This is a genomic window from Glycomyces mayteni (assembly GCF_042428885.1).
Classification (GTDB): domain Bacteria; phylum Actinomycetota; class Actinomycetes; order Mycobacteriales; family Micromonosporaceae; genus Glycomyces; species Glycomyces mayteni.
In genome coordinates this window covers 274,694-293,301 of sequence record NZ_JBHMBP010000003.1, presented here as the reverse complement: position 1 = coordinate 293,301, position 18,608 = coordinate 274,694, and the positions used below count along the sequence as shown (strand labels likewise).

Sequence of the window (18,608 nt, the reverse complement as noted above, 5' to 3'; positions counted from 1 at the left end):
CGCATTCGATAAGCCTCCTGAAGGCACGACGGATAAGCGCATCGACTCTTCTTCAATGGAGCGTCGTGCGTTCGGCGATTCGGGTTGTGACCACCACACTACAGAGTCCTGAGCAGGCCATGTGTCCCGTCGCCACCGGCCTGCGATCACGGTGCGTCACTTGGGGGTTGGCAAATGTCCAGTTTGAGTATTTACGTGATTACACGCGTCTCACGCGTATCCGATTGATTCGGACAAGTCGCGATTACATTTCCCCGGTGACTGTCAGGTAGTTGACTTTTAAGAATTGCCCGAACGGGGGATGACTGGCGAGTAGCTTTATCGAGTTCGCCGGAGAATCGAAAGAATATGTTACTAAACCCGTTAGTCGAAGGGTCTTTACAAGAAAGGAAATCTGTGCAAATATCGAAATCGATCGATCAGGCCCTTCCTCACGGGCCCAAGCGAAGGAGACGACGATGTCCTCACGACTGGGCGCGCTCGCGGCGGCGACGGCCCTCGCGACCGCCGTGCTCGGCCTCGGCGCCCCCGCCCCGGCCGAAGCCGCCGCGGTGGCGTTCGACAACGGGCAGACCATCACCGACACCTCCGGGAACCTCATGCACGCCCACGGCGGCGGCATGCTCAAGGTCGGCGGCACCTACTACCTCGTCGGCGAGCAGCGCGACGGCTACCTCTTCGATGCAGTCACCATGTACAGCTCCACCGACCTCGTGAACTGGACCTTCCGCAACGACATCCTCAGCGCCGAGTCCGACCCCGAGCTCTCGCCCGCGAACATCGAGCGGCCCAAAGTCATCTACAACGCGGCCACGGACAAGTACGTCCTGTGGGCCCACAAGGAGAACGGCGTCGACTACGGCGACGCCGAAGTGGCCGTGGCCGTCTCCGACACCGTCGACGGCGACTACGAGTACCAGGGCTCCTTCCGGCCCGCCGGGTACGACTCCCGCGACATGACCCTCTTCGTCGACACCGACGGCACCGGCTACCTCATCTCCGCCGCCGACGTCAACTACGACCTCAACGTCTACCGCCTCACCGACGACTACCTCGCCATCGACGAGCTCGTCTACGTCTTCGACGGCTACCACCGCGAAGCCCCGGCCGTCTTCGTCCGCAACGGGGTCTACTTCCTCGTCACCTCCGGCGCCACCGGCTGGAACGCCAACCAGACCCAGTACGCGACCACCGCGAACTTCCCCGAGGGCGCCTGGTCCGGCTGGTCCAACGCCGGGAACTCCACCACCTACGGCTCCCAGCCGACCTTCGTCACCACCGTCCAGGGCACCGCCGGGACCAGCTACCTCTACATGGGCGACCGCTGGGGACCCCAGTGGGGCGGCAAGCCCATGGACAGCGAGTACGTCTGGCTCCCCATCAGCTTCCCCAGCTCGACCAGCATGAGCCTCACCTGGTACTCGACCCTCAACATCGACGCCGCCGCGGGCACCGTCCAAGGCGTCGTCGGCAGCGACGACGGGAACCCCTACTCCACCAAGTTCGTCAACACGGGCTCCGGCAAGTGCATCGACGTGCCCTCCGGCTCCGGCGCCGACGGGACGACGCTCATCCAGTACGGGTGCTGGAACGGCGCCCCCCAGGCCTTCACCTTCGACCCGGTCTACCCCGGCTCCAAGGTCGGCTCCATCGCCAACACCGCCACCGGCAAGTGCTGGGACGTCCTCGACCAGTCCACCGCCAGCGGCGCCCCCGTCGGCCAGTGGGGCTGCTGGGCCGGGGGCAACCAGCGCTTCTCGCTCCGCGCCGCCGCCGGAGGCGGCTACCTGATCGTCGCCCAGCACTCCGGGCTGTGCGTCTCGGTCAGCGGCTCCTCCGCCACCGACGGCGCCGCCATCGTCCAGAGCCCCTGCACCGGCGCGGCCGGTCAGCGCTGGGCCGTCACGGTCCGGTAGACCGCGCAATCGCGCCATATATAAGGCCGCCGCGCGTTCGGGACACGCGCGGCGGCCTGTGTCGCCTGCCTCATCCCCACCCCGCCGTTCGCCGCATGACCCTTGACCAGGCATAATCGAGAAGTTGCGCTCCGGCGCGACGTCTCCGGGTCCCGAACCCGGACATCCGATGCGAGTCAGCCCGGTTCCGGGCTGGCGCTTAGCGAACGAAAGGAATCAGTCTCGTGGCTGATCAACAGCAAGCGGCCGGCGGCCGGGACGGCGGCGGCGGCGACCGCCGCGGCGGCGGTCGCGGTCAGGGTCGCGGAGGACGCGACGGCGGTCGCGGTCGCGACCGCGCCGAGAAGTCCCCGCACATCGAGCGCGTCGTCACCATCAACCGCGTCGCCAAGGTCGTCAAGGGCGGCCGGCGCTTCGCCTTCACCGCCCTCGTGGTGGTCGGCGACGGCGCGGGCAACGTGGGTGTCGGCTACGGCAAGGCCAAGGAAGTCCCCGCGGCCATCGCCAAGGGCGTGGAAGAGGCCAAGAAGAACTTCTTCAAGGTCCCCCGCATCGGCGGCACCATCCCGCACGAGACGTTCGGTGAGGACGCGGCCGGCAAGGTGCTCCTGAAGCCCGCCTCCGCCGGTACCGGCGTCATCGCGGGCGGCCCCGTGCGCGCCGTGCTCGAATGCGCCGGCGTCCACGACGTCCTGTCGAAGTCCCTGGGCTCCTCGAACGCGATCAACATCGTCCACGCGACGGTGCGCGCGCTCAAGCAGCTCGAATCCCCGGAGGCCGTCGCGGCCCGCCGCGGCATGCCGCTGGAGGACATCGCTCCCCAGGGCCTGCTCCGCGCCCGCGCCGAAGCCGCCCAGGCTGCGCAGGCTTAGGGGGATCTGACATGGCACGTTTGAAGATCACCCAGCACAAGTCGGTCATCGGCGAGAAGCCGAAGGCCCGCGCGACCATCCAGACGCTCGGCCTCCGCAAGATCGGCCAGACCGTCTACAAGGAGGACCTCCCGCAGTACCGCGGCATGGTCCACCGCGTCCGTCACCTGGTCGACGTCGAGGAGGTCGAGTAGTCATGAGCATCCGCATTCACGACCTGCAGCCGGCCCCCGGCGCCAAGAAGGCCAAGACCCGCGTCGGTCGCGGTGAGGGCTCCAAGGGCAAGACCGCCGGCCGCGGCACCAAGGGCACCAAGGCCCGCAAGACCGTGCCGGCGGCGTTCGAGGGCGGCCAGCTGCCGCTCCAGAAGCGCCTCCCGAAGCTCAAGGGCTTCAAGCCGCACAACAAGCTCGTCTACCAAGTGGTCAACCTCGACCGCCTCGTGGAACTCTTCCCCGAGGGCGGCCAGGTCGGCCCCGAGCAGCTGATCGAGGTGGGCGTCCTCAACAAGAAGGAGCTCATCAAGGTCCTCGGCTCCGGCGAGCTGGAAGGCGTCAAGTTCGACCTGTCGGCGCACGCCTTCTCCGCCTCCGCCACCACCAAGGTCTCCGCTGCCGGCGGCTCGACCACCGTGGTGGACAAGAAGACCGGTGAGGCGATCGCCGAGTAGGCGGACAGCCACAGCGGTCGGACAACTGATCTGCGCAAACGGGCCGGAGGGAACTCCGGCCCGTTTCGTCATGCTGAGTGCCGAATACTCTGCGTCCGAATGCGCCTGCTAGGCTCCCTTGGCGAGGACCACCGTCTTCCTCGGGCGCGTGACCCTCTCGCTACGAACTTCACACGCCCACTGGTAACGAAAGGTGTTGCACCGCAACACCATGGGCCCCGCCAGGGGGTCTTGTTCAGGAGGAACCGCATTGCTCTCCGCCTTCATCAGCGCGTTTCGGACCCCGGATCTGCGCAAGAAGATCCTGTTCACCCTGATGATCATCGGTCTGTACCGACTGGGTGCGCAGATGCCGAGCCCCGGCATCGACTATGCCGCGGTGCAGTCCTGCCTGAACATCCAGCCGACGGATGAAGCCGGCGTCTTCGGCCTCCTGAACCTGTTCACCGGTGGAGCGCTCCTCCAGCTCTCGGTCTTCGCGCTCGGCGTCATGCCGTACATCACCGCGTCGATCATCATGCAGCTCTTGACCGTCGTGATCCCCAGGCTGGAGCAGCTCCGCAAGGAGGGCCAGCCGGGCCAGGTCAAGATCACCCAGTACACCCGGTACCTGACGCTGGGCCTCGCCCTGCTCCAGGCCTCCGGCTACATCGCGCTGGCGCGGTCGGGCATCCTGTTCCAGACCACGTGCCCGAGCCCGATCCTGCCCGACCTGTCCGAGACCGACGCGAACATCCCCTACTGGATGTCCGTCGTGGTCGTCGTGGCGGTCATGGTCGCGGGCTCCGCGATGATCATGTGGTTCGGCGAGCAGATCACCGAGCGCGGCGTCGGCAACGGCATGAGCCTCTTGATCTTCGCCTCGATCGCCGCCCAGATGCCCGGCCAGTTCTGGTCCCTCCAGGAGTCCGAGGGCTGGTTCATGTTCGCCGTCATCGTGGGCCTGTGCATCGCCATCATGGTGGCGGTCATCTTCATCGAGCAGTCGCAGCGGCGCATCCCGGTGCAGTACGCCAAGAAGATGGTCGGGCGCCGAATGTACGGCGGGACGTCCACGTACATACCGCTCAAGGTCAACCAGGCCGGCGTCGTGCCCGTCATCTTCGGCTCGTCGCTGCTGTACATCCCGACGCTGTTCCGCCAGCTCAACCAGAACAGCGACGCGTCGTGGGTCCAGTTCATCGACCGGTACCTGCTCAACCAGGGCTCGTGGGTCTACATCACGCTGTACGCGTTCCTGATCATCTTCTTCACGTACTTCTACGTCTCCATCACCTTCAAGGTCGACGACGTCGCGGAGAACATGAAGAAGGCCGGCGGGTTCATCCCGGGCGTGCGCCCCGGCAACCCGACCGCGACCTACTTGCAGCGAGTCCTGTCACGCCTGACCTTCCCGGGCTCGCTCTACCTGGCCGCGATCGCTATCCTTCCCAATCTGGCCATCATCGCGTTCGGTAACCAGCAGCTGTTCGCTCAGTTCGCGTTCGGCGGCACCTCGGTGCTGATCATGGTGGGCGTCGGCCTGGAGTCGGTCAAGCAGATCGAGTCCCAGCTGATGCAGCGCCACTACGAGGGCTTCCTGCGCTGACGCAGGATTGAACTCGGTGCCACAGCGCGGCCGCCCAGGCCGCGCTATCGGCACGCTCGGCGAACGCCAGGACGCCGAGGATCGGCAGCACGACACGGGAGGAACTTCTTTGCGACTGGTACTCGTAGGCCCGCCCGGGGCCGGCAAGGGCACCCAGGCGGAGATCATCGCCGAGCGGCTCGGCATCCCCAAGATCTCCACCGGCGACATCTTCCGCGCCAACGTCTCCGGCGGCACCCCGCTGGGCCTCAAGGCCAAGGAGTACATGGACGCCGGCGACCTCGTCCCCGACGAGGTCACCAACGACATGGTGGCGGACCGCCTCGCGCAGGACGACGCCAGGGACGGCTTCCTCCTCGACGGCTACCCCCGCAACACCGAGCAGGCGAAGGTCCTCGACGGCATCCTCAAGGCCGCCGGGACCGTCCTCGATACCGCGCTCGAACTGGTCGCCAGCGACGACGAGGTCGTGCGGCGCCTGTCGGGCCGCCGCGTCTCCAAGTCCACCGGCAAGGTCTACCACCTGGAGTTCGATCCGCCCGCGGACCCGGACTCCGACGACCTCTTCCAGCGCACGGACGACCAGCCGGAGACCATCAAGAACCGCCTCAAGGTCTACGCGGAGCAGACCGCGCCGCTCGTGGGCTACTACGAGGCGCAGGGCAAGCTCGTCCGGATCGACGCGATCGGCGAGGTCGCCGAGGTGACCGAGCGCGCGCTCGGCGCCATCGGCGCCGCGGAGTAGCGGCGTGTTCCGCCGTCGCGACCGGATCCAGTACAAGACCCCGGAGCAGATCCGCAAGATGCGGACCGCGGGCCTCGTGGTCGCCGAGGTCCACCAGGCCATGCGCGAGTCCGCGGGCCCCGGCGTCTCGACGGCGGAACTCGACCGCATCGCCGAGCAGGTCATCCGCTCCTCCGGCGCGGTCCCCTCGTTCAAGGGCTACGACATCGGCTTCGGCCCCTACCCCGCCTCGATCTGCTCGTCGGTGAACGAGCAGGTCGTCCACGCCATCCCGTCCGAGGACGCCGTCCTCAAGGCGGGGGACCTCCTGTCGGTCGACGTCGGCGCGATCGTCGACGGCTGGCACGGGGACGCGGCGATCACCATCGAGGTCGGCGAGGTCGCCCCTGAGCTGCGGGCGCTGCGCGAGGCGTGCGAGGCGTCCATGTGGGCGGGCATCCGGGCCGCGGCGACGTCCAAGCGCCTCGGCGGGATCTCGCACGCGATCGAGCACTCCGTGGAGCACTCGGGCGAGTACGGGATCGTCACCGGCTTCGGCGGGCACGGCATCGGCACCGAGATGCACCAGGACCCGCACATCCTCAACTACGGCCGCCCCGGCGAGGGCCCGAAGCTCCGCCCCGGCATGGCCCTGGCGATCGAGCCCATGGTCACCCTCGGCTCGCCCGACACCGCGGAGCTGGAGGACGGCTGGACCATCGTCACCGACGACGGCTCCGTCGCCGCCCACACCGAGCACACCATCGCCCTCTGCGAGGACGGCGTGTGGGTCCTGACGGCCCCCGACGGCGGGGTCGAACAACTGGGCGAACTCGCTGCGAGCGCGGCTCGCGGCGAATAGGCCCCCGGTGCCATAATGGCCTCGTGACCGAAGACCACAGCAGGCTGCGCATCTCGAACGCCGACCGCGACAAGGCGATCGAGCAGCTTCGCGCGGCGCTCGACGAGGGGCGCATCGACCTCGCCGAGTTCGATGAGCGCTCCCAGGCGGCGTACGGCGCCAAGACCAACGCCGAGCTCGACCTCATCTTCGAGGACCTCCCGGGCGGCCGCCCGAAGGAGTCCGAGGTCGTCCCCGCGGGCGAGGCCGCTCCGGCGACCGCGTCCGCCCCGGCCGAGCGCCGCCGCGGCGGCCTGCGCCGCATCCCGGCCCTCCAGGGCCTCATCACGGTCGGCCTGATCACGACCGGCGTGTGGTTCGCGACCTGGATCGGCTCCGGCGAGCCGACGTACTTCTGGCCGATCTGGCCCATCCTCGGCCTCGGCATCGCCACGGTCCTCCAGGTGGTGAACCTCGGCTTCGGCGGCGACGACGATGACGACGACGACCGCGACCGGGACGAGCGCCGCCGCGACCGCCGCGACGAGCGGCGCGACCGCCGCAGGCACTACGGCCACTGACGACCGCGTCCACTCAACCGCCCCGAACCCCCGTCCCCCAAGGAGAGCCCCCGACATGTCCTCCCTCGAACGGTACGGCGACCGCACGATGCGGATCGGCAACGCCGAGCGCGGCGCCCTGACCGAGATCCTCCGCGCCGCGGTCGACCAGGGGTACATCGACCTCGACGAGTACGAGAAGCGCGTGGACGTGCTCCTCGCGGCCCAGACCGTCGGCGACGCCGAGGTGGTCCTCTCGGACCTGCCCGCGTACCAGCGGATCATCGACGCCCAGGAGCCCGAGAAGCTCGGCACCCCCGACTGGATCAAGTGGCTGTGGTTCGGGTTCTCGATCCCGATCGGCATCAACTTCGGCGTGTGGGCGGTCGTGGAGGCCCTCACCGAGGGCTCGATCTACTTCTGGCCCATCTGGGTCATCGTCCCGCTCGCCGTCATCGGCACGGCCCTGACGGCCGCCGAGCGGTTCATCATGCGCCCCGCCGAGGAGCGCAAGCGCAAAGAGCGCCTGCGCCGCAAGCGGAACCGCTGACCAGGCATGCGAAAAGCCCCGCGGCGTCGCCGCGGGGCTTTTTCAGATGGGGTGATCGACGGGACTTGAACCCGCGACCTCCTGGACCACAACCAAGCGTTCTACCAGCTGAACTACGACCACCATCGGGCTTCAACAAGGAAGCCGGGGACAATAATAGCCACCCGGCCGCGCCTGATGTCAACGGGGTTGGGTGTTCGGGGTCTCACCGGAGGCCTCGACCAGCGCCGCGGCGGCCGCCTTGGCCTCCTCGGTCGTCGGCCCGGGCAGCGGCACGAACACGGTGCGGCGGTAGTACTCCAGCTCCTGCACGCTCTCCTTGATGTCGGCGAGCGCGCGGTGGGCGAGGCCCTTCGGCGGCTGGTTGTAATACACGCGCGGGTACCAGCGCCGCGAGAGCTCCTTGATGGAGGACACGTCGATCATCCGGTAGTGCAGGTGCCCGTCGAGCCCCGGCATGTACTTGGTGATGAACGTGCGGTCCGTGGCGATGGAGTTGCCGCACAGGGGGGCGGTGCGCGCCTCGGGGACGAAGCGCTTCACGTACTCCAGGACCTGGTCCTCGGCGTCGGCGAGCGAGATCTTCGAGGCCCGCACCTCGTCGGTGAGACCGGACTTGGCGTGCATGTCGGCCACGAACGCGCCCATGTTCCCCAGGACGGCCTCGTCGCACGCGATCACGATGTCGATGCCCTCGTCCAGGGGTTCGAGGTCGGGCCCGGTGACGAGCACGGCGATCTCGATGAGGGCTTCGGTGTCCGGGTCGAGGCCGGTCATTTCGCAGTCGACCCACACAAGGCGTTCTTCTGTCACCCGGCCAACTCTACGCGCCGCCGGTCACGGGCGTGATCTTCGCGTCACGGGCCCGGAAGGCCCCCGCGGCGGCCCGGGGAGGCGCAGACTGAAGGGGAACGAGGGGTGCTCGGAATCCGACAACAACAGCTGAGAATGGTGTTGCTTGTCACCGCTACCGTCCGCTATGGTGCGGGTATCAGAGCGTCGCCGCCTTCCCGGCCGGTATCCGAGTGATTCGGGCCGCAAAGAGATGATCTCTCAACTTTTTCAAGGTAAGGCGCGTGTACCCCTAGAGATTGAAGGTTTGCGATGAAGCAGGCCGGAGACGATACCGTGACCAGGAATCGGATCGCCCCACCGCGACGCCGGTGAGGTGATCTCCGTCTCAGAGGCATCATGAACGATCCCCGCCCCCGTCCCAGTGACAGGAGCCGTGAACCGAGCATAGCCCGCGAGACCGGACGACGGGATTGCGCGAACACCCGAAAGGGCACCCGTTCGCATCAGTTTCGTAACCGTGGCGCATCGAACACCGGGGCACGGAATTCCACGCAACGAAGCGGTCGTTGTAACTGGTACACCGTTCACGCGGTGTCGGGGGACGAGGAAGCTGGAGGAGACCTTGAGCGTGGATACTACTGAAACACCCACCCTCACCACCCAAGAGGTCGCTGAGGAACGAGACCTTGTAGGCGTCTACCTGCACGAGATCTCGAAGACGCCGCTGCTCGACGCGGCCGCCGAGGTCGACTTGGCGAAGGCGGTCGAGGCGGGTCTGTTCGCGAAGCACCTGCTCGGTGAAGGGGAGACCTTCGGCGGGGCCACCGAGAAGGAGCTTGGGCGCCTGATCGAGGATGGCGCCCGTGCGAAGGAGCAGTTCATCAAGGCGAACCTGCGGCTGGTCGTGTCGATCGCCCGCCGGTACGTCCGCTCCGGGATGCCCATGCTCGACCTGATCCAGGAGGGCAACACCGGCCTGGTCCGCGCGGTCGAGAAGTTCGACTACGCGCGCGGCTTCAAGTTCTCGACCTACGCCACGTGGTGGATCCGCCAGGCGATCAGCCGGGCCATCGCCCAGCAGGAGCGCACCGTGCGCCTGCCCGTGCACCTGGTCGAGGACGTCAACCGGATGCGCAACGTCACCCGCCAGCTCACCCGTGAACTCGGCGGCGACCCCGAACCCGACCAGGTGGCCGCCGCGCTCGGCGTCACGGTCGAGCGGGTCAACGAGCTCATCCGCTGGAGCCAGGACACCGTCTCGCTGGACACGCCGATCGGAGACGACGGCGACACCAACCTCGGCGACCTCGTCGCCGACTCCGACGAGCCCAGCCCGGAGGACGTCGTCCTCGCCGGGATGGAGCGGCAGCGGATCGAGATGATGCTCAACCACCTCGACGAGCGCTCGGCCGGCATCGTCAAGGCCCGCTACGGGCTCGAAGACGGCCGCGAGCACTCGCTCACGGAGGTCGCGCACCGGTTCCACCTGTCGCGCGAACGCATCCGCCAACTGGAGATCCAGGCGCTCGCGCGCCTCAAGGAGCTCGCCAACGACCAGGTCATGGCCGAGGCGGCTTGAAGGCGTAAACGCTGATACGAACGGGGGAGGGGCGGGGCGAAAGCCCCGGCCCTCCGTCTTGCCGTCTGCGGCGGATCGCGCCGCGCCGCCGTGTCGTACCCGGCCGGCACGCTTGAAAGCGGGGGCGGCCGCGAACGCGAGCGTTGCTCGCGCAGCGGCCGCCCCGCAGCGGATCAGACCCGGCGGTAGCCGTCGATCGACATGCCCATGTCGAGGTCGGAGATCTTCACGACGTCGCCCGGCTTGGGCGCGTGGATGACCTTGCCGTCGCCGATGTAGATCGCCATGTGGTTCTGGCCGTTGTAGAAGACCAGGTCGCCCGGCTTCAGGTCGTCGCGGCCGATCGAGGAGGTCTCGTCCCAGATCGCCCACGTCGAGTGGGTCAGGGAGATCCCGGAGACGCCGTAGGCGCCCGTGACCAGGCCCGAGCAGTCCCACGTGTCGGGGCCCGCGGCGCCGAACACGTACGACTCGCCGAGCTGGTCCCGCGCGAACTGGACCGCGGCGGTCGCGGCGTCGGCGCTGTACTCGGCCGTCGAACCGGACGAGGACGAAGAGGAAGAGGAGGAGGACGACGAGGTCGAGGCGCTCTCGCTCTCGGCCTCCGCGGCTGCGGCAGCCGCTTCGGCCGCGGCGGCCTCGTCGTAGGCGTCCTGGGCCTCCTCGATCTGCGCGTCGAGCCCGTCGACCTCGGTCGTGAGGTCGGCGATCTGCGCGGTGAGGGTCTCGCTGGTCTCGGCGGCGGCCTCGGCCTCGGCGTACTTGTCGGTCTGCTCCTGCGCGTACGCGACGAGCGTGGAGACCTTCGCGCCGAGCTCGTCCTCGGCGGACTCGACCGCGGCGGTGACGTAGGTGAGCTGGACGTCGGAGGAGCCGTAGTCGGCGGCCGCGGCGTCGATGACGGCCTGCGCGGCGGCGAGGTCGGTCTGGAGGCCGGTGATCGTGGCGGCCGTGGTGTCGCGCTCGGTTTCGAGGTCCTCCAGGTGGTCCTCGATCTCGGCGGCTGAAGCGGAGTCGTAGTCGATGTCGGCCGCGTGGGCGCGGCTGCCGGCGAACGCGGTCACGAGCCCGACGGTGGCGACGGTCACGCCGGTGTAGGCGGCGACGCGGCGGAGGATCGCGCTGGCGCGCGAGCGATGGTCGATGTCTGTGCAGGTTTGAGCCACCAGGTGGCCTTTCTTCCTCGGCCGCCTACCGGGTTAGCTGTCGGGTTCGGGCAGGGAAGATCGCCCTACCCGCCGAGACTCTCGGCGGGATTCACCCCGGCGCCGTCAGGATGGGGGGACGGCGCGGCTGGGTCCCCGGCCCGCGTTGCGGTGTCTCGCCCTGCACCGGGAGGAACGGGCGTCATGCGCTGCGCGGCTCGGCGGTCCGGACGGGTGGGTCTCTGGGGGAACCCTGAGGACCCGACCGGAACAGGCGCCGACGTTAGTACGGGGTGACCCGGATCGCCAAGTCCTCTGTGAGCGCCTTCACCGATCGAGACCGGACAGTCGTGACGCGACGGGAGACAGGGCCACTATCCTGCGGCTTTATTGTCCGAACGGCCCACCCGCGGCTGGACCGTCCGCCGGGACGGTTCGCGAGGACCCCTCGCGTCGCGAGTCGCCCCCGCTTTCAAACGTGCCCGAGGGGTACGACAGCGGTTCGGCGGCGGGGGCTCGGCGGCGGGGGCTCGGTGGCGGAGGCTCGGCGGCGGTCCGAAGCCGGGTGGCGGTCAGAAGCTGCGGAGGGAGCGGGGCGGGGGCGGGGACTTGATGGCGGTGGTGTCGGTGGCCGGGGGTGCGCCGGCGATGTACTCGCGCAGCTCCGCGCCCTCGACGACGCGGCAGGGGAAGGCGGCGCCGGCGCAGCGGCGGCGCAGTTCGGCGATCGGCAGTTCGGTGCTGGAGGCGACGGCGACGACGTTGCCGAAGCGGCGGCCGCGCAGGACCGCGGGCTCGGCCATGACCGCGACGTGGGGCCAGACCTCGCGCATCGCGGCGAGGGCGGGCTTGAGGAACTTCATCTGGCCGCCGTCGCAGAGGTTCACCGCGTAGTGGCCGCCGGGGCGCAGGACGCGGTTCGCGCCGTGGAGGAACTCGGTGCTGGTGACGTGCGCGGGGACGCGGGCGCCGTCGTAGACGTCGGTGATGATCAGCTCGTAGGAGGCGTCGGGGGCCGACTCGATCGCCTCGCGGGCGTCGGTGCGGCGGATCTTCACCTTGACGCCGCGCGGCAGCGGGGCCTCGGCGCGGACCAGTTCGATGAGGTCGTCGTTGGTCTCGACCGCCTGCTGGTAGGAGCCGGGCCGGGTCGCGGCCACGTACCGGGCCATCGCGAGGCCGCCCGCGCCCAGGTGGAGGACCCGCAGGGGCCGCTTCGGCTCGGCGGCCGCGTCGACGAGGTACGCGATCCGCTGCATGTACTCCGCGTCCAGGTAGGACGGGTCGTCGAGGTCGATCGTGGCCTGCACGACCTCGTCGTAGACGAGGTGGAGGAGGTTCGGGCGGCTCGGGTCGCGGTCGAAGCGGAGTGCGTTCACGTCCTAGATTGTGCCCGAGGGGCCCTGGGCGGCCTGCGTGCGCGCGGAGGCGGCGATGTGGGCGATGCGGCGCAGGGCCGCGAAGACGGTCTCGCCGAGGACGGTGGCCGTGACGGCCTGCTCGACGTCGACGCCCTCGACCTTCGTGGCCTCCGCGACGGCCTCCATGTCGGCCGAGGCCAGGGCCGCCGCCGCGTCCGCGTAGTGCTCCAGGACCTCCTGCGGGTCCGGGTTCCCCAAGCGGTAGAACGCGGTCAGGGCCGTGACCATGGCGTCGCGGTACATCGGCGGCGCCACCTCGGCCCAGCCGTACTCGCCCAGCAGCTGGTCCACGGTCCGCTCCGCGGCCTCCGTGGTGCCCTCGCTGGCGAGGGAGAACGTCGGGTCGCGGTGGGTCGCGGCGAGGGTCGCGCCGAGGGCCTGGAAGGCCGACTCCGGATGGCGCGCAAGCACAGTGAGGACCTCGCCGATCTGCGCCACCGAGAGGCCCGCGGTCTCGGAGAGGGCCCGGATCAGCGTCAGCCGGTGCACGTGCTCGGGCCCGTACTCGACGGTGTTGCCCTCGCCGTGCTCGCCCGCCTGGAGGAGGTGCTCCCGCAGGTAGTACTTGATCGTGGCGGCCGGGACGCCCGTCCGCTCCGACAGCTCGCCGATGCGCATACGAGGGAGTCTATGACGGAATGCGGGCCCGCGTTACCGTTGAGCCACGGCCGGATCCCCCGCCCGATCTCCACCCCGCACCCGGAAAGGCGTTGGTCGATGAGTGACCTTCGTACGGCGCTTCTCGAAGAACTGCGCGAGATCGCCGCGAGGCCCGTGCCGGACTTCGATCCGGCGCTCGCCGACGACTTCGCCGCCACCGGCCGCCGCCTCCCCTACGAGGTCCAGTACTTCGCGCGCCGCCGCCACCTCGCCGCGCTCGCCATCACCGGGGAGGCCGCCGCGCTCTCCTCGCTCGTCAAGGACGTCTGCCAGGAGCGGTCCTGGGCCCTGCCCGCGCACTGGGGCGAGGACTTCGACCCGCGCACGTGCGTCGACCTGTTCGCGTGCGAGACCGCGCAGACGCTCGCCGAGATCCTGCGCCTGCGCGAGGACGTCGAGGGCGCCGAGCAGGTCGAGGCCGAGATCCGCGAGCGCGTGCTCGACCCGTTCTTCGAGTCGGAGTTCCCGCTGTGGTGGGAGCTGCGCATCTCCAACTGGACCGCCGTGTGCGCCGGGGCCGCCGGTCTCGCCGCGCTCGCGCTCGGGTACGACACCGACGTCATCCGCGGCCGGGTGCTGCCCGCGCTCCAGAGCTACCTGTTCTCCTTCGGGCCCGACGGCGGCTGCGTCGAGGGCGTCTACTACTGGATCTACGGCTTCGGGTACTTCACGTACTTCGCCGAGGCCTGGCGCGAGGCCACCGGGGAGGACCTCCTCGAAGGGAACGAGGCCATCGCCGCGTTCCCGGCCCGCGCCCAGCTCTACCCCGGGTCGTTCGCGACGTTCGGGGACACCGACGCCGACCCGGTCCTGCCCGCGGGCCTGCTCACCCGCCTCCACGACCGGCTCGGCGCGGTCCCGCCCGCCGCCGACCGGCCGCAGACCTTCGCCGAGGACGAGTGCGCGCGGTGGGCCCCGCTCACCCGCACCCTCGAATGGGGCCGCCCGCTCCCCGAGGAGGTCGGCCCCGCGAGGACCCTCCTGCCCGAGGTCGGCTGGTTCGTGGAGCGCCGCCAGATCGGGCGGCGCCTGTGGGCGCTGGCCGTCAAGGGCGGGTACAACGAGGAGCCCCACAACCACCTCGACCTCGGCTCGTTCATCATCGCCGTGGACGGCGAGCAGCTCCTGTGCGACGCCGGGGCGGGCGAGTACACCGCCGCGTACTTCGGCGACGAGCGGTACGAGCAGGTCCACCCGTCCGCGGCATGGCACTCCGTGCCCACCGTCGAGGGCGCCGCGCAGCAGCCCGGCGAGGACTCGCGGGCCGAGCTCGTGGACGGGCCCGAGGGCCTGGAGGTGTACGTCGACGCGTACGGCGACGGCGCGCTCATCCGCAAGTTCGCCTGGACCGACGAGGGGATCGCCCTGCGCGACTTCGGGCCCGAGCTGACCGAGGTCTTCGTCAGCCGCATCAGGCCCGAGCTCGAAGGGGACCGCGCCGTGTGGACCGGCGAGCGCGGCACCCTCGTCCTCCACGGCGTCAACCCCGACGACGCGGTGGTCGACTCGGTCGACACCGCCGACCACCGCGGGACCGCCGACCGCCTATGGGCGCTCCGCTTCGGCCTCCCCGCCGAACCCTCGCGGCTCCGCTTCGAACTGCTCTAGGGCTTCGAGCTGCTCCAGGAGGCCGTCGGCCTTGAGGCGCTGGCGGGCGGCCGCTATCGCCTCCTTGGTGTGCTCGAACAGTCGCCCCTGCTGCCACAGCGGCTCCAGGATTCCAAGGGCCTCAAGGGGTTTGGCGTGGACTGGTTCGAGGCCTGAGAGGTACACGGCGATGCCGCGGTGCTCCAGGCGCTTGATCGCGTCGGCCAGGACCGTCGCCCCCGACGCGTCCATCGTGGACACCCGGCTCATGCGGAGCACGATCACCCGCACGTCCGCCACGTCCAGGAGCTGGAGCAGGAACCGGTGCGCGGCCGCGAAGAACAGCGGCCCCTCCAGGCGGTAGGCCACGATGTGCTCGTGCAGCAGCGCCGCCTCCTCGTCGTGGTGGTCGTCGTGGTCGATCGGTTCCTCCTCCACCGACACGGACCGGGAGATCCGGCCCAGCGCCAGCAGCCCCGCCAGGGCGATGCCCACCGCGACCGCCCACACCAGGTTGAACACCACCGTCGCGCCGAGGGTGAGCCACATGACCGCCGCGTCCGCGCGCGTCGACCGCGCCAGCGCGAGCATCGACCCGACCTCGATCATCCGGATCGACGTCGCGATGAGCACGCCCGCGAGCGCCGCCAGGGGGATGTGCGCGACCAGCGGCGCCAGCGCCAGCATCATCACCGCCAGCACGAGCGCGTGCGTGAGCGACGCGAGCCGCCCGGCCGCGCCGGACCTGACGTTCACCGCGGTCCGCGCGAGTGCCCCCGAGGACGGCATGCCGCCGAAGAACGGGGTCACCAGGTTCGCCACGCCCTGCCCGAGGAGCTCCCGGTCGGGGTTGTGGTGGCGGCCCACGGTCATGTTGTCGGCCACCGTGGCCGACAGGAGCGATTCGAGCGCGCACAGGGCGCAGATCGCGACCGCCGCGGCCACGAGCTGCGGGGCCTCCGCCGCGAACGCGAGGAACCCGGCGTCCGGGGCCGGGATCGTGCGCGGCAGCGACCCGATGACCGCCACGTCCAGGTCCGCGAACCACGCGGCGGCGCTGGCGGCGATGACCGCGAGCAGCGGCGTGGGGATCTGCGAGTGCAGGCGCGAGCCGAGGAGGATCGCGACGACCACGCCCGCGGCGACCCCGACCGGCGCCCAGTCCGGGCTCGCCGCGAACGCCTGGAGCGATTCCCAAGCGCCCGTGAGCATGTGCTCGTTCTGCGGTGGCAGCCCGAGCGCGGACGGCAACTGCTGGACGGCGATGACGATCGCGACGCCCGCGGTGAAGCCCTCCACGACCGGCACGGGCACGTACCGCGCGTACCGGCCGGCGCCCGTGAGCGCGAGCGCCACGAGCATGAGCCCGGCCATGATGCCCACGAGCATGACGCCGGTGTGCGAATGGGTCGCCGCGAGCGGCACGAGGACGACGGCCATCGTCCCGGTCGGGCCGGTGACCTGGAGGTTCGAGCCGCCCAGGAGCGCGGCGAGCACCCCGGCGATGATGGAGGTGATGAGGCCCGCGAAGGCCCCCAGACCCGAGGCGATCCCGAATCCCAGTGCGAGCGGCAGGGCCACGACCGCGACGGTGACCCCGGCGAGGAGGTCGGTGTGCCAGTGGCGGCGGACGTGCTGGAAGTCGGACCGTTCGGGAAACAGCTGTCGGAATCGTCGGCGTTTCGTGGCAGTTGTCTCTCGTATCGTGGTCATGAGCGTATTGTCCCGTCCGGTGGTACGGGAGGGCGCCTCCAACGCGCCGGGGCGGCGCCCACTTAGCTTGCTGCCGTAGGATCGCCACCGTGCGTGAGAGAGGTCTGGAGACGGCGGTCCGGGTCGGCGGCGCGGTCGTGGTGACGGCCGCGGCGGCCCTCGCCGCCCTGATCGAATCGTTCCTGGTCCCGACCTACTGGGACGGCGTCGCGATCCCCCTCGCCGGGGCGCTCGCGTTCGCCGGGAACTGGTCGCTTGCCGCGCTGGCGGTGTGGTGGACGGGGACCAGGTGGGGCGCGCTGCTGACGTCGCTGGCGTGGTTCGCGGTGGTCCTGGCCGCCTCGATGCCGACGGAGGCGGGGTCGCTCGTCATCACCAGCGGCTTCAACGGCTACGCGCTGCTCCTGGCCGGTACCGCCGGGATCGCCGTCGCGCTGTGGCGGTATTTTCGTCCCAGACCGAGCAAAGCCCCCTCTGCCCCGAAGGAGTCCCGACCGTGACCCTCCTCAGCCGCCTCCTGATGCCGCACTGGCCGTCGATCTACGGCTTCGCGCTGGGCCTGATCGCCGCGAACCTCGCGGGCCGGATCGCCTCGAACGTGTGGGGCGAGGGCACCGCGGTCGGCGACCTCGTGGGCCTGTACACCTTCGGCGCGATGGCCGCCGTGGCGATCGCGGCCGGGATCTGGTGGGGCGTGCGCCGCCGCCGCCAGGAGATCACCGGCGAGTTGCTCGTGATCTTCCTGGTCGCGACCCTGTTCGCGGTGCTCGTCAACCCGCTGATCGCGCGCGTGGACTACCCGGACCTCCAGGGCGTGTTCTCGCAGATCCCGATCTATTTCGCGCTGCTGGCCCTGTCGGGCTGGGTGGGGTTCCTCATCGTCATGGCCCTGGGCGTGGACGTGTACGGCCGCGAGCTGAAGGCCACGCGGATCGCGTTCGAGCGCAAGGCCAGCCCCTCGAAGAGGACCGCGGCCGCTAAGGCCTGACGCCTGACCCGGTAGCGGTACCGGTAGCGCTCGGCGTACCCGAGCCGCTCGTACATCGCGATCGCCGGCGCGTTGTCGGCCTCCACTTGGAGGACGGCGCGCGCCGCCGTCGTCTCCGCGCCCCATGCTTCGAGCGCGGCCACGATCTCGGCGCCCAGGCCCTGGCGGCGGTGCCCGGGGTCGGTGCCGACGCTGGTGACGGCGAGGATGTCCCCGGCGAGGGCCCCGCGCCCGCGGGCGGCGAGCACGCCGCCGCGCCGGATCTCGGCGTAGGCGCGGTCGGGCCCGGAGCCGAGGACCAGCGGGGCGGTCTCGGGGGCGCCGCGGTCGGTCTGCGCGAGGAACGCCGCGCTCGGGGCGCGGGTGAGGACCGCCTCGCCGTCGTAGCGGTTGTCCTTGAGGGCCTTGACCATCACGACGGTGTCCAGCTCCGGGGTCCAGCCGCGCTCGGCCAGCTCGTCTTCGAGGCGGCGCGTGACGGGCCCGGCCATGGAGATCTTCGGGACCAGGCCGCGCGCCTCGTACCAGGCGACGACCGCCGCGGCCGCCGCGTCGGTGCCGCCCTCGGGGGCGGTGAGCGCCAGGACCGAGTTCGCACGGTTGGTGAACCCGGCGGCGGCCCGCAGGAGCCACCCGCCGAGCGGGGCGGTCTCGGTCGCGGGCCAGGTCTGGGCGAGGAGGCGCTCCAGCCCGATGATCTCGGAGAACGGGGTCGGCTTCGGGGGGATCGGGCGGGCCGCGACGACGGCGGCCGCGTCGATGGTGACGGCTGCCCCTGCGGCGGGCCGCACGAGCCAGTGGTCCGGGCCGAACTCGATAAGCTCCCCCGTGACGTCCGTGAACCGCCGGCCGGGCCGGGCGTCGCGCAGTCTGATCCGAACCGCCACGCGGCGGCCGACGTGTTCCGGTCCCAGCATCTGGCGCACCCCAAGCCTTCGGGTCTCGTAGAGGAAATAAGCTTTAGGCTCATCTCAGCGCAGTCCGCCCGACTGCGCGCTG

General features: G+C 70.1%; 18 protein-coding genes, 1 tRNA gene and 1 riboswitch. Of the genes, 12 read left to right on the top strand and 7 right to left on the bottom strand.

What is annotated here, in order from left to right; genetic code table 11:
* The first annotated feature begins 458 nt into the window (after positions 1-458).
* The 9 genes from ACFFXY_RS13895 (at position 459) to ACFFXY_RS13855 (ending at position 7,721) form a co-directional block, all read left to right on the top strand.
* Complete coding sequence (locus tag ACFFXY_RS13895) at positions 459-1,916, top strand: RICIN domain-containing protein (RefSeq protein WP_382351352.1); 1,458 nt, start codon at positions 459-461, stop codon at positions 1,914-1,916.
* Positions 1,917-2,140: 224 nt separating this feature from the next.
* Positions 2,141-2,788: a 30S ribosomal protein S5 gene (rpsE, locus tag ACFFXY_RS13890; protein WP_382351349.1), complete on the top strand. Its 648-nt coding sequence runs from the start codon at positions 2,141-2,143 to the stop codon at positions 2,786-2,788.
* An 11-nt stretch (positions 2,789-2,799) separates the two neighbouring features.
* Positions 2,800-2,982, top strand: coding sequence for a 50S ribosomal protein L30 (rpmD, locus tag ACFFXY_RS13885; protein WP_106361906.1), 183 nt, complete (start codon positions 2,800-2,802; stop codon positions 2,980-2,982).
* 2 nt (positions 2,983-2,984) lie between these two features.
* Complete coding sequence (rplO, locus tag ACFFXY_RS13880) at positions 2,985-3,458, top strand: 50S ribosomal protein L15 (protein ID WP_382351346.1); 474 nt, start codon at positions 2,985-2,987, stop codon at positions 3,456-3,458.
* Between the two features lie 250 nt (positions 3,459-3,708).
* The gene (gene secY, locus ACFFXY_RS13875) at positions 3,709-5,046 is read left to right on the top strand and encodes a preprotein translocase subunit SecY (RefSeq protein ID WP_382351343.1); all 1,338 of its coding nucleotides are present in this window, start codon (positions 3,709-3,711) and stop codon (positions 5,044-5,046) included.
* A gap of 109 nt (positions 5,047-5,155) precedes the next feature.
* A complete protein-coding gene (locus ACFFXY_RS13870) occupies positions 5,156-5,791 on the top strand; it encodes an adenylate kinase (protein ID WP_382351340.1) in 636 nt (211 codons plus the stop codon).
* 4 nt (positions 5,792-5,795) lie between these two features.
* Positions 5,796-6,632, top strand: a complete 837-nt coding sequence (map, locus tag ACFFXY_RS13865; RefSeq protein WP_382351337.1) for a type I methionyl aminopeptidase — start codon at positions 5,796-5,798, stop codon at positions 6,630-6,632.
* A gap of 23 nt (positions 6,633-6,655) precedes the next feature.
* A complete protein-coding gene (locus ACFFXY_RS13860) occupies positions 6,656-7,192 on the top strand; it encodes a DUF1707 SHOCT-like domain-containing protein (protein ID WP_382351334.1) in 537 nt (178 codons plus the stop codon).
* A 55-nt stretch (positions 7,193-7,247) separates the two neighbouring features.
* Entirely contained in the window at positions 7,248-7,721 is a 474-nt protein-coding gene (locus ACFFXY_RS13855; protein ID WP_382351331.1) for a DUF1707 SHOCT-like domain-containing protein, read from the top strand.
* A 47-nt stretch (positions 7,722-7,768) separates the two neighbouring features.
* Here the strand turns inward: ACFFXY_RS13855 and ACFFXY_RS13850 are convergent.
* Both ACFFXY_RS13850 and orn read right to left on the bottom strand, forming a co-directional pair.
* Positions 7,769-7,844, bottom strand: a tRNA-His gene (locus ACFFXY_RS13850).
* Positions 7,845-7,901: 57 nt separating this feature from the next.
* Positions 7,902-8,534 (bottom strand): oligoribonuclease, encoded by a 633-nt coding sequence (gene orn, locus ACFFXY_RS13845; RefSeq protein ID WP_382351328.1) that lies wholly within the window; start codon positions 8,532-8,534, stop codon positions 7,902-7,904.
* A 610-nt stretch (positions 8,535-9,144) separates the two neighbouring features.
* Here orn and ACFFXY_RS13840 point away from each other — a divergent pair.
* On the top strand, positions 9,145-10,095 hold the full coding sequence (locus tag ACFFXY_RS13840) for a sigma-70 family RNA polymerase sigma factor (protein ID WP_382351325.1): 951 nt from the start codon (positions 9,145-9,147) through the stop codon (positions 10,093-10,095).
* Between the two features lie 173 nt (positions 10,096-10,268).
* On the opposite strand, the gene ACFFXY_RS13835 is transcribed toward ACFFXY_RS13840, so the two are convergent.
* The 3 genes from ACFFXY_RS13835 to ACFFXY_RS13825 form a co-directional block, all read right to left on the bottom strand.
* On the bottom strand, positions 10,269-11,261 hold the full coding sequence (locus ACFFXY_RS13835; protein ID WP_382351322.1) for a C40 family peptidase: 993 nt from the start codon (positions 11,259-11,261) through the stop codon (positions 10,269-10,271).
* Between the two features lie 7 nt (positions 11,262-11,268).
* Positions 11,269-11,424, bottom strand: a riboswitch (cyclic di-AMP (ydaO/yuaA leader).
* Positions 11,425-11,812: 388 nt separating this feature from the next.
* On the bottom strand, positions 11,813-12,619 hold the full coding sequence (locus ACFFXY_RS13830) for a spermidine synthase (protein WP_382351319.1): 807 nt from the start codon (positions 12,617-12,619) through the stop codon (positions 11,813-11,815).
* 3 nt (positions 12,620-12,622) lie between these two features.
* Positions 12,623-13,279 carry a MerR family transcriptional regulator gene (locus tag ACFFXY_RS13825; RefSeq protein WP_382351316.1) on the bottom strand — a complete coding sequence of 219 codons (657 nt, stop codon included), beginning with the start codon at positions 13,277-13,279 and terminating at the stop codon, positions 12,623-12,625.
* A gap of 99 nt (positions 13,280-13,378) precedes the next feature.
* On the opposite strand from ACFFXY_RS13825, the gene ACFFXY_RS13820 reads away from it, so the two are divergent.
* Complete coding sequence (locus ACFFXY_RS13820; protein WP_382351313.1) at positions 13,379-14,929, top strand: heparinase II/III domain-containing protein; 1,551 nt, start codon at positions 13,379-13,381, stop codon at positions 14,927-14,929.
* On the opposite strand, the gene ACFFXY_RS13815 is transcribed toward ACFFXY_RS13820, so the two are convergent.
* Entirely contained in the window at positions 14,867-16,621 is a 1,755-nt protein-coding gene (locus ACFFXY_RS13815) for a SulP family inorganic anion transporter (RefSeq protein WP_382351310.1), read from the bottom strand. The genes ACFFXY_RS13820 and ACFFXY_RS13815 overlap by 63 nt on opposite strands.
* An 89-nt stretch (positions 16,622-16,710) precedes the next feature.
* On the opposite strand from ACFFXY_RS13815, the gene ACFFXY_RS13810 reads away from it, so the two are divergent.
* Complete coding sequence (locus tag ACFFXY_RS13810; protein ID WP_382351307.1) at positions 16,711-17,121, top strand: hypothetical protein; 411 nt, start codon at positions 16,711-16,713, stop codon at positions 17,119-17,121.
* A 334-nt stretch (positions 17,122-17,455) separates the two neighbouring features.
* Here ACFFXY_RS13810 and ACFFXY_RS13805 read toward each other — a convergent pair whose 3' ends face one another.
* Positions 17,456-18,526 (bottom strand): GNAT family N-acetyltransferase, encoded by a 1,071-nt coding sequence (locus ACFFXY_RS13805; RefSeq protein ID WP_382351304.1) that lies wholly within the window; start codon positions 18,524-18,526, stop codon positions 17,456-17,458.
* Positions 18,527-18,608 lie beyond the last annotated feature (82 nt).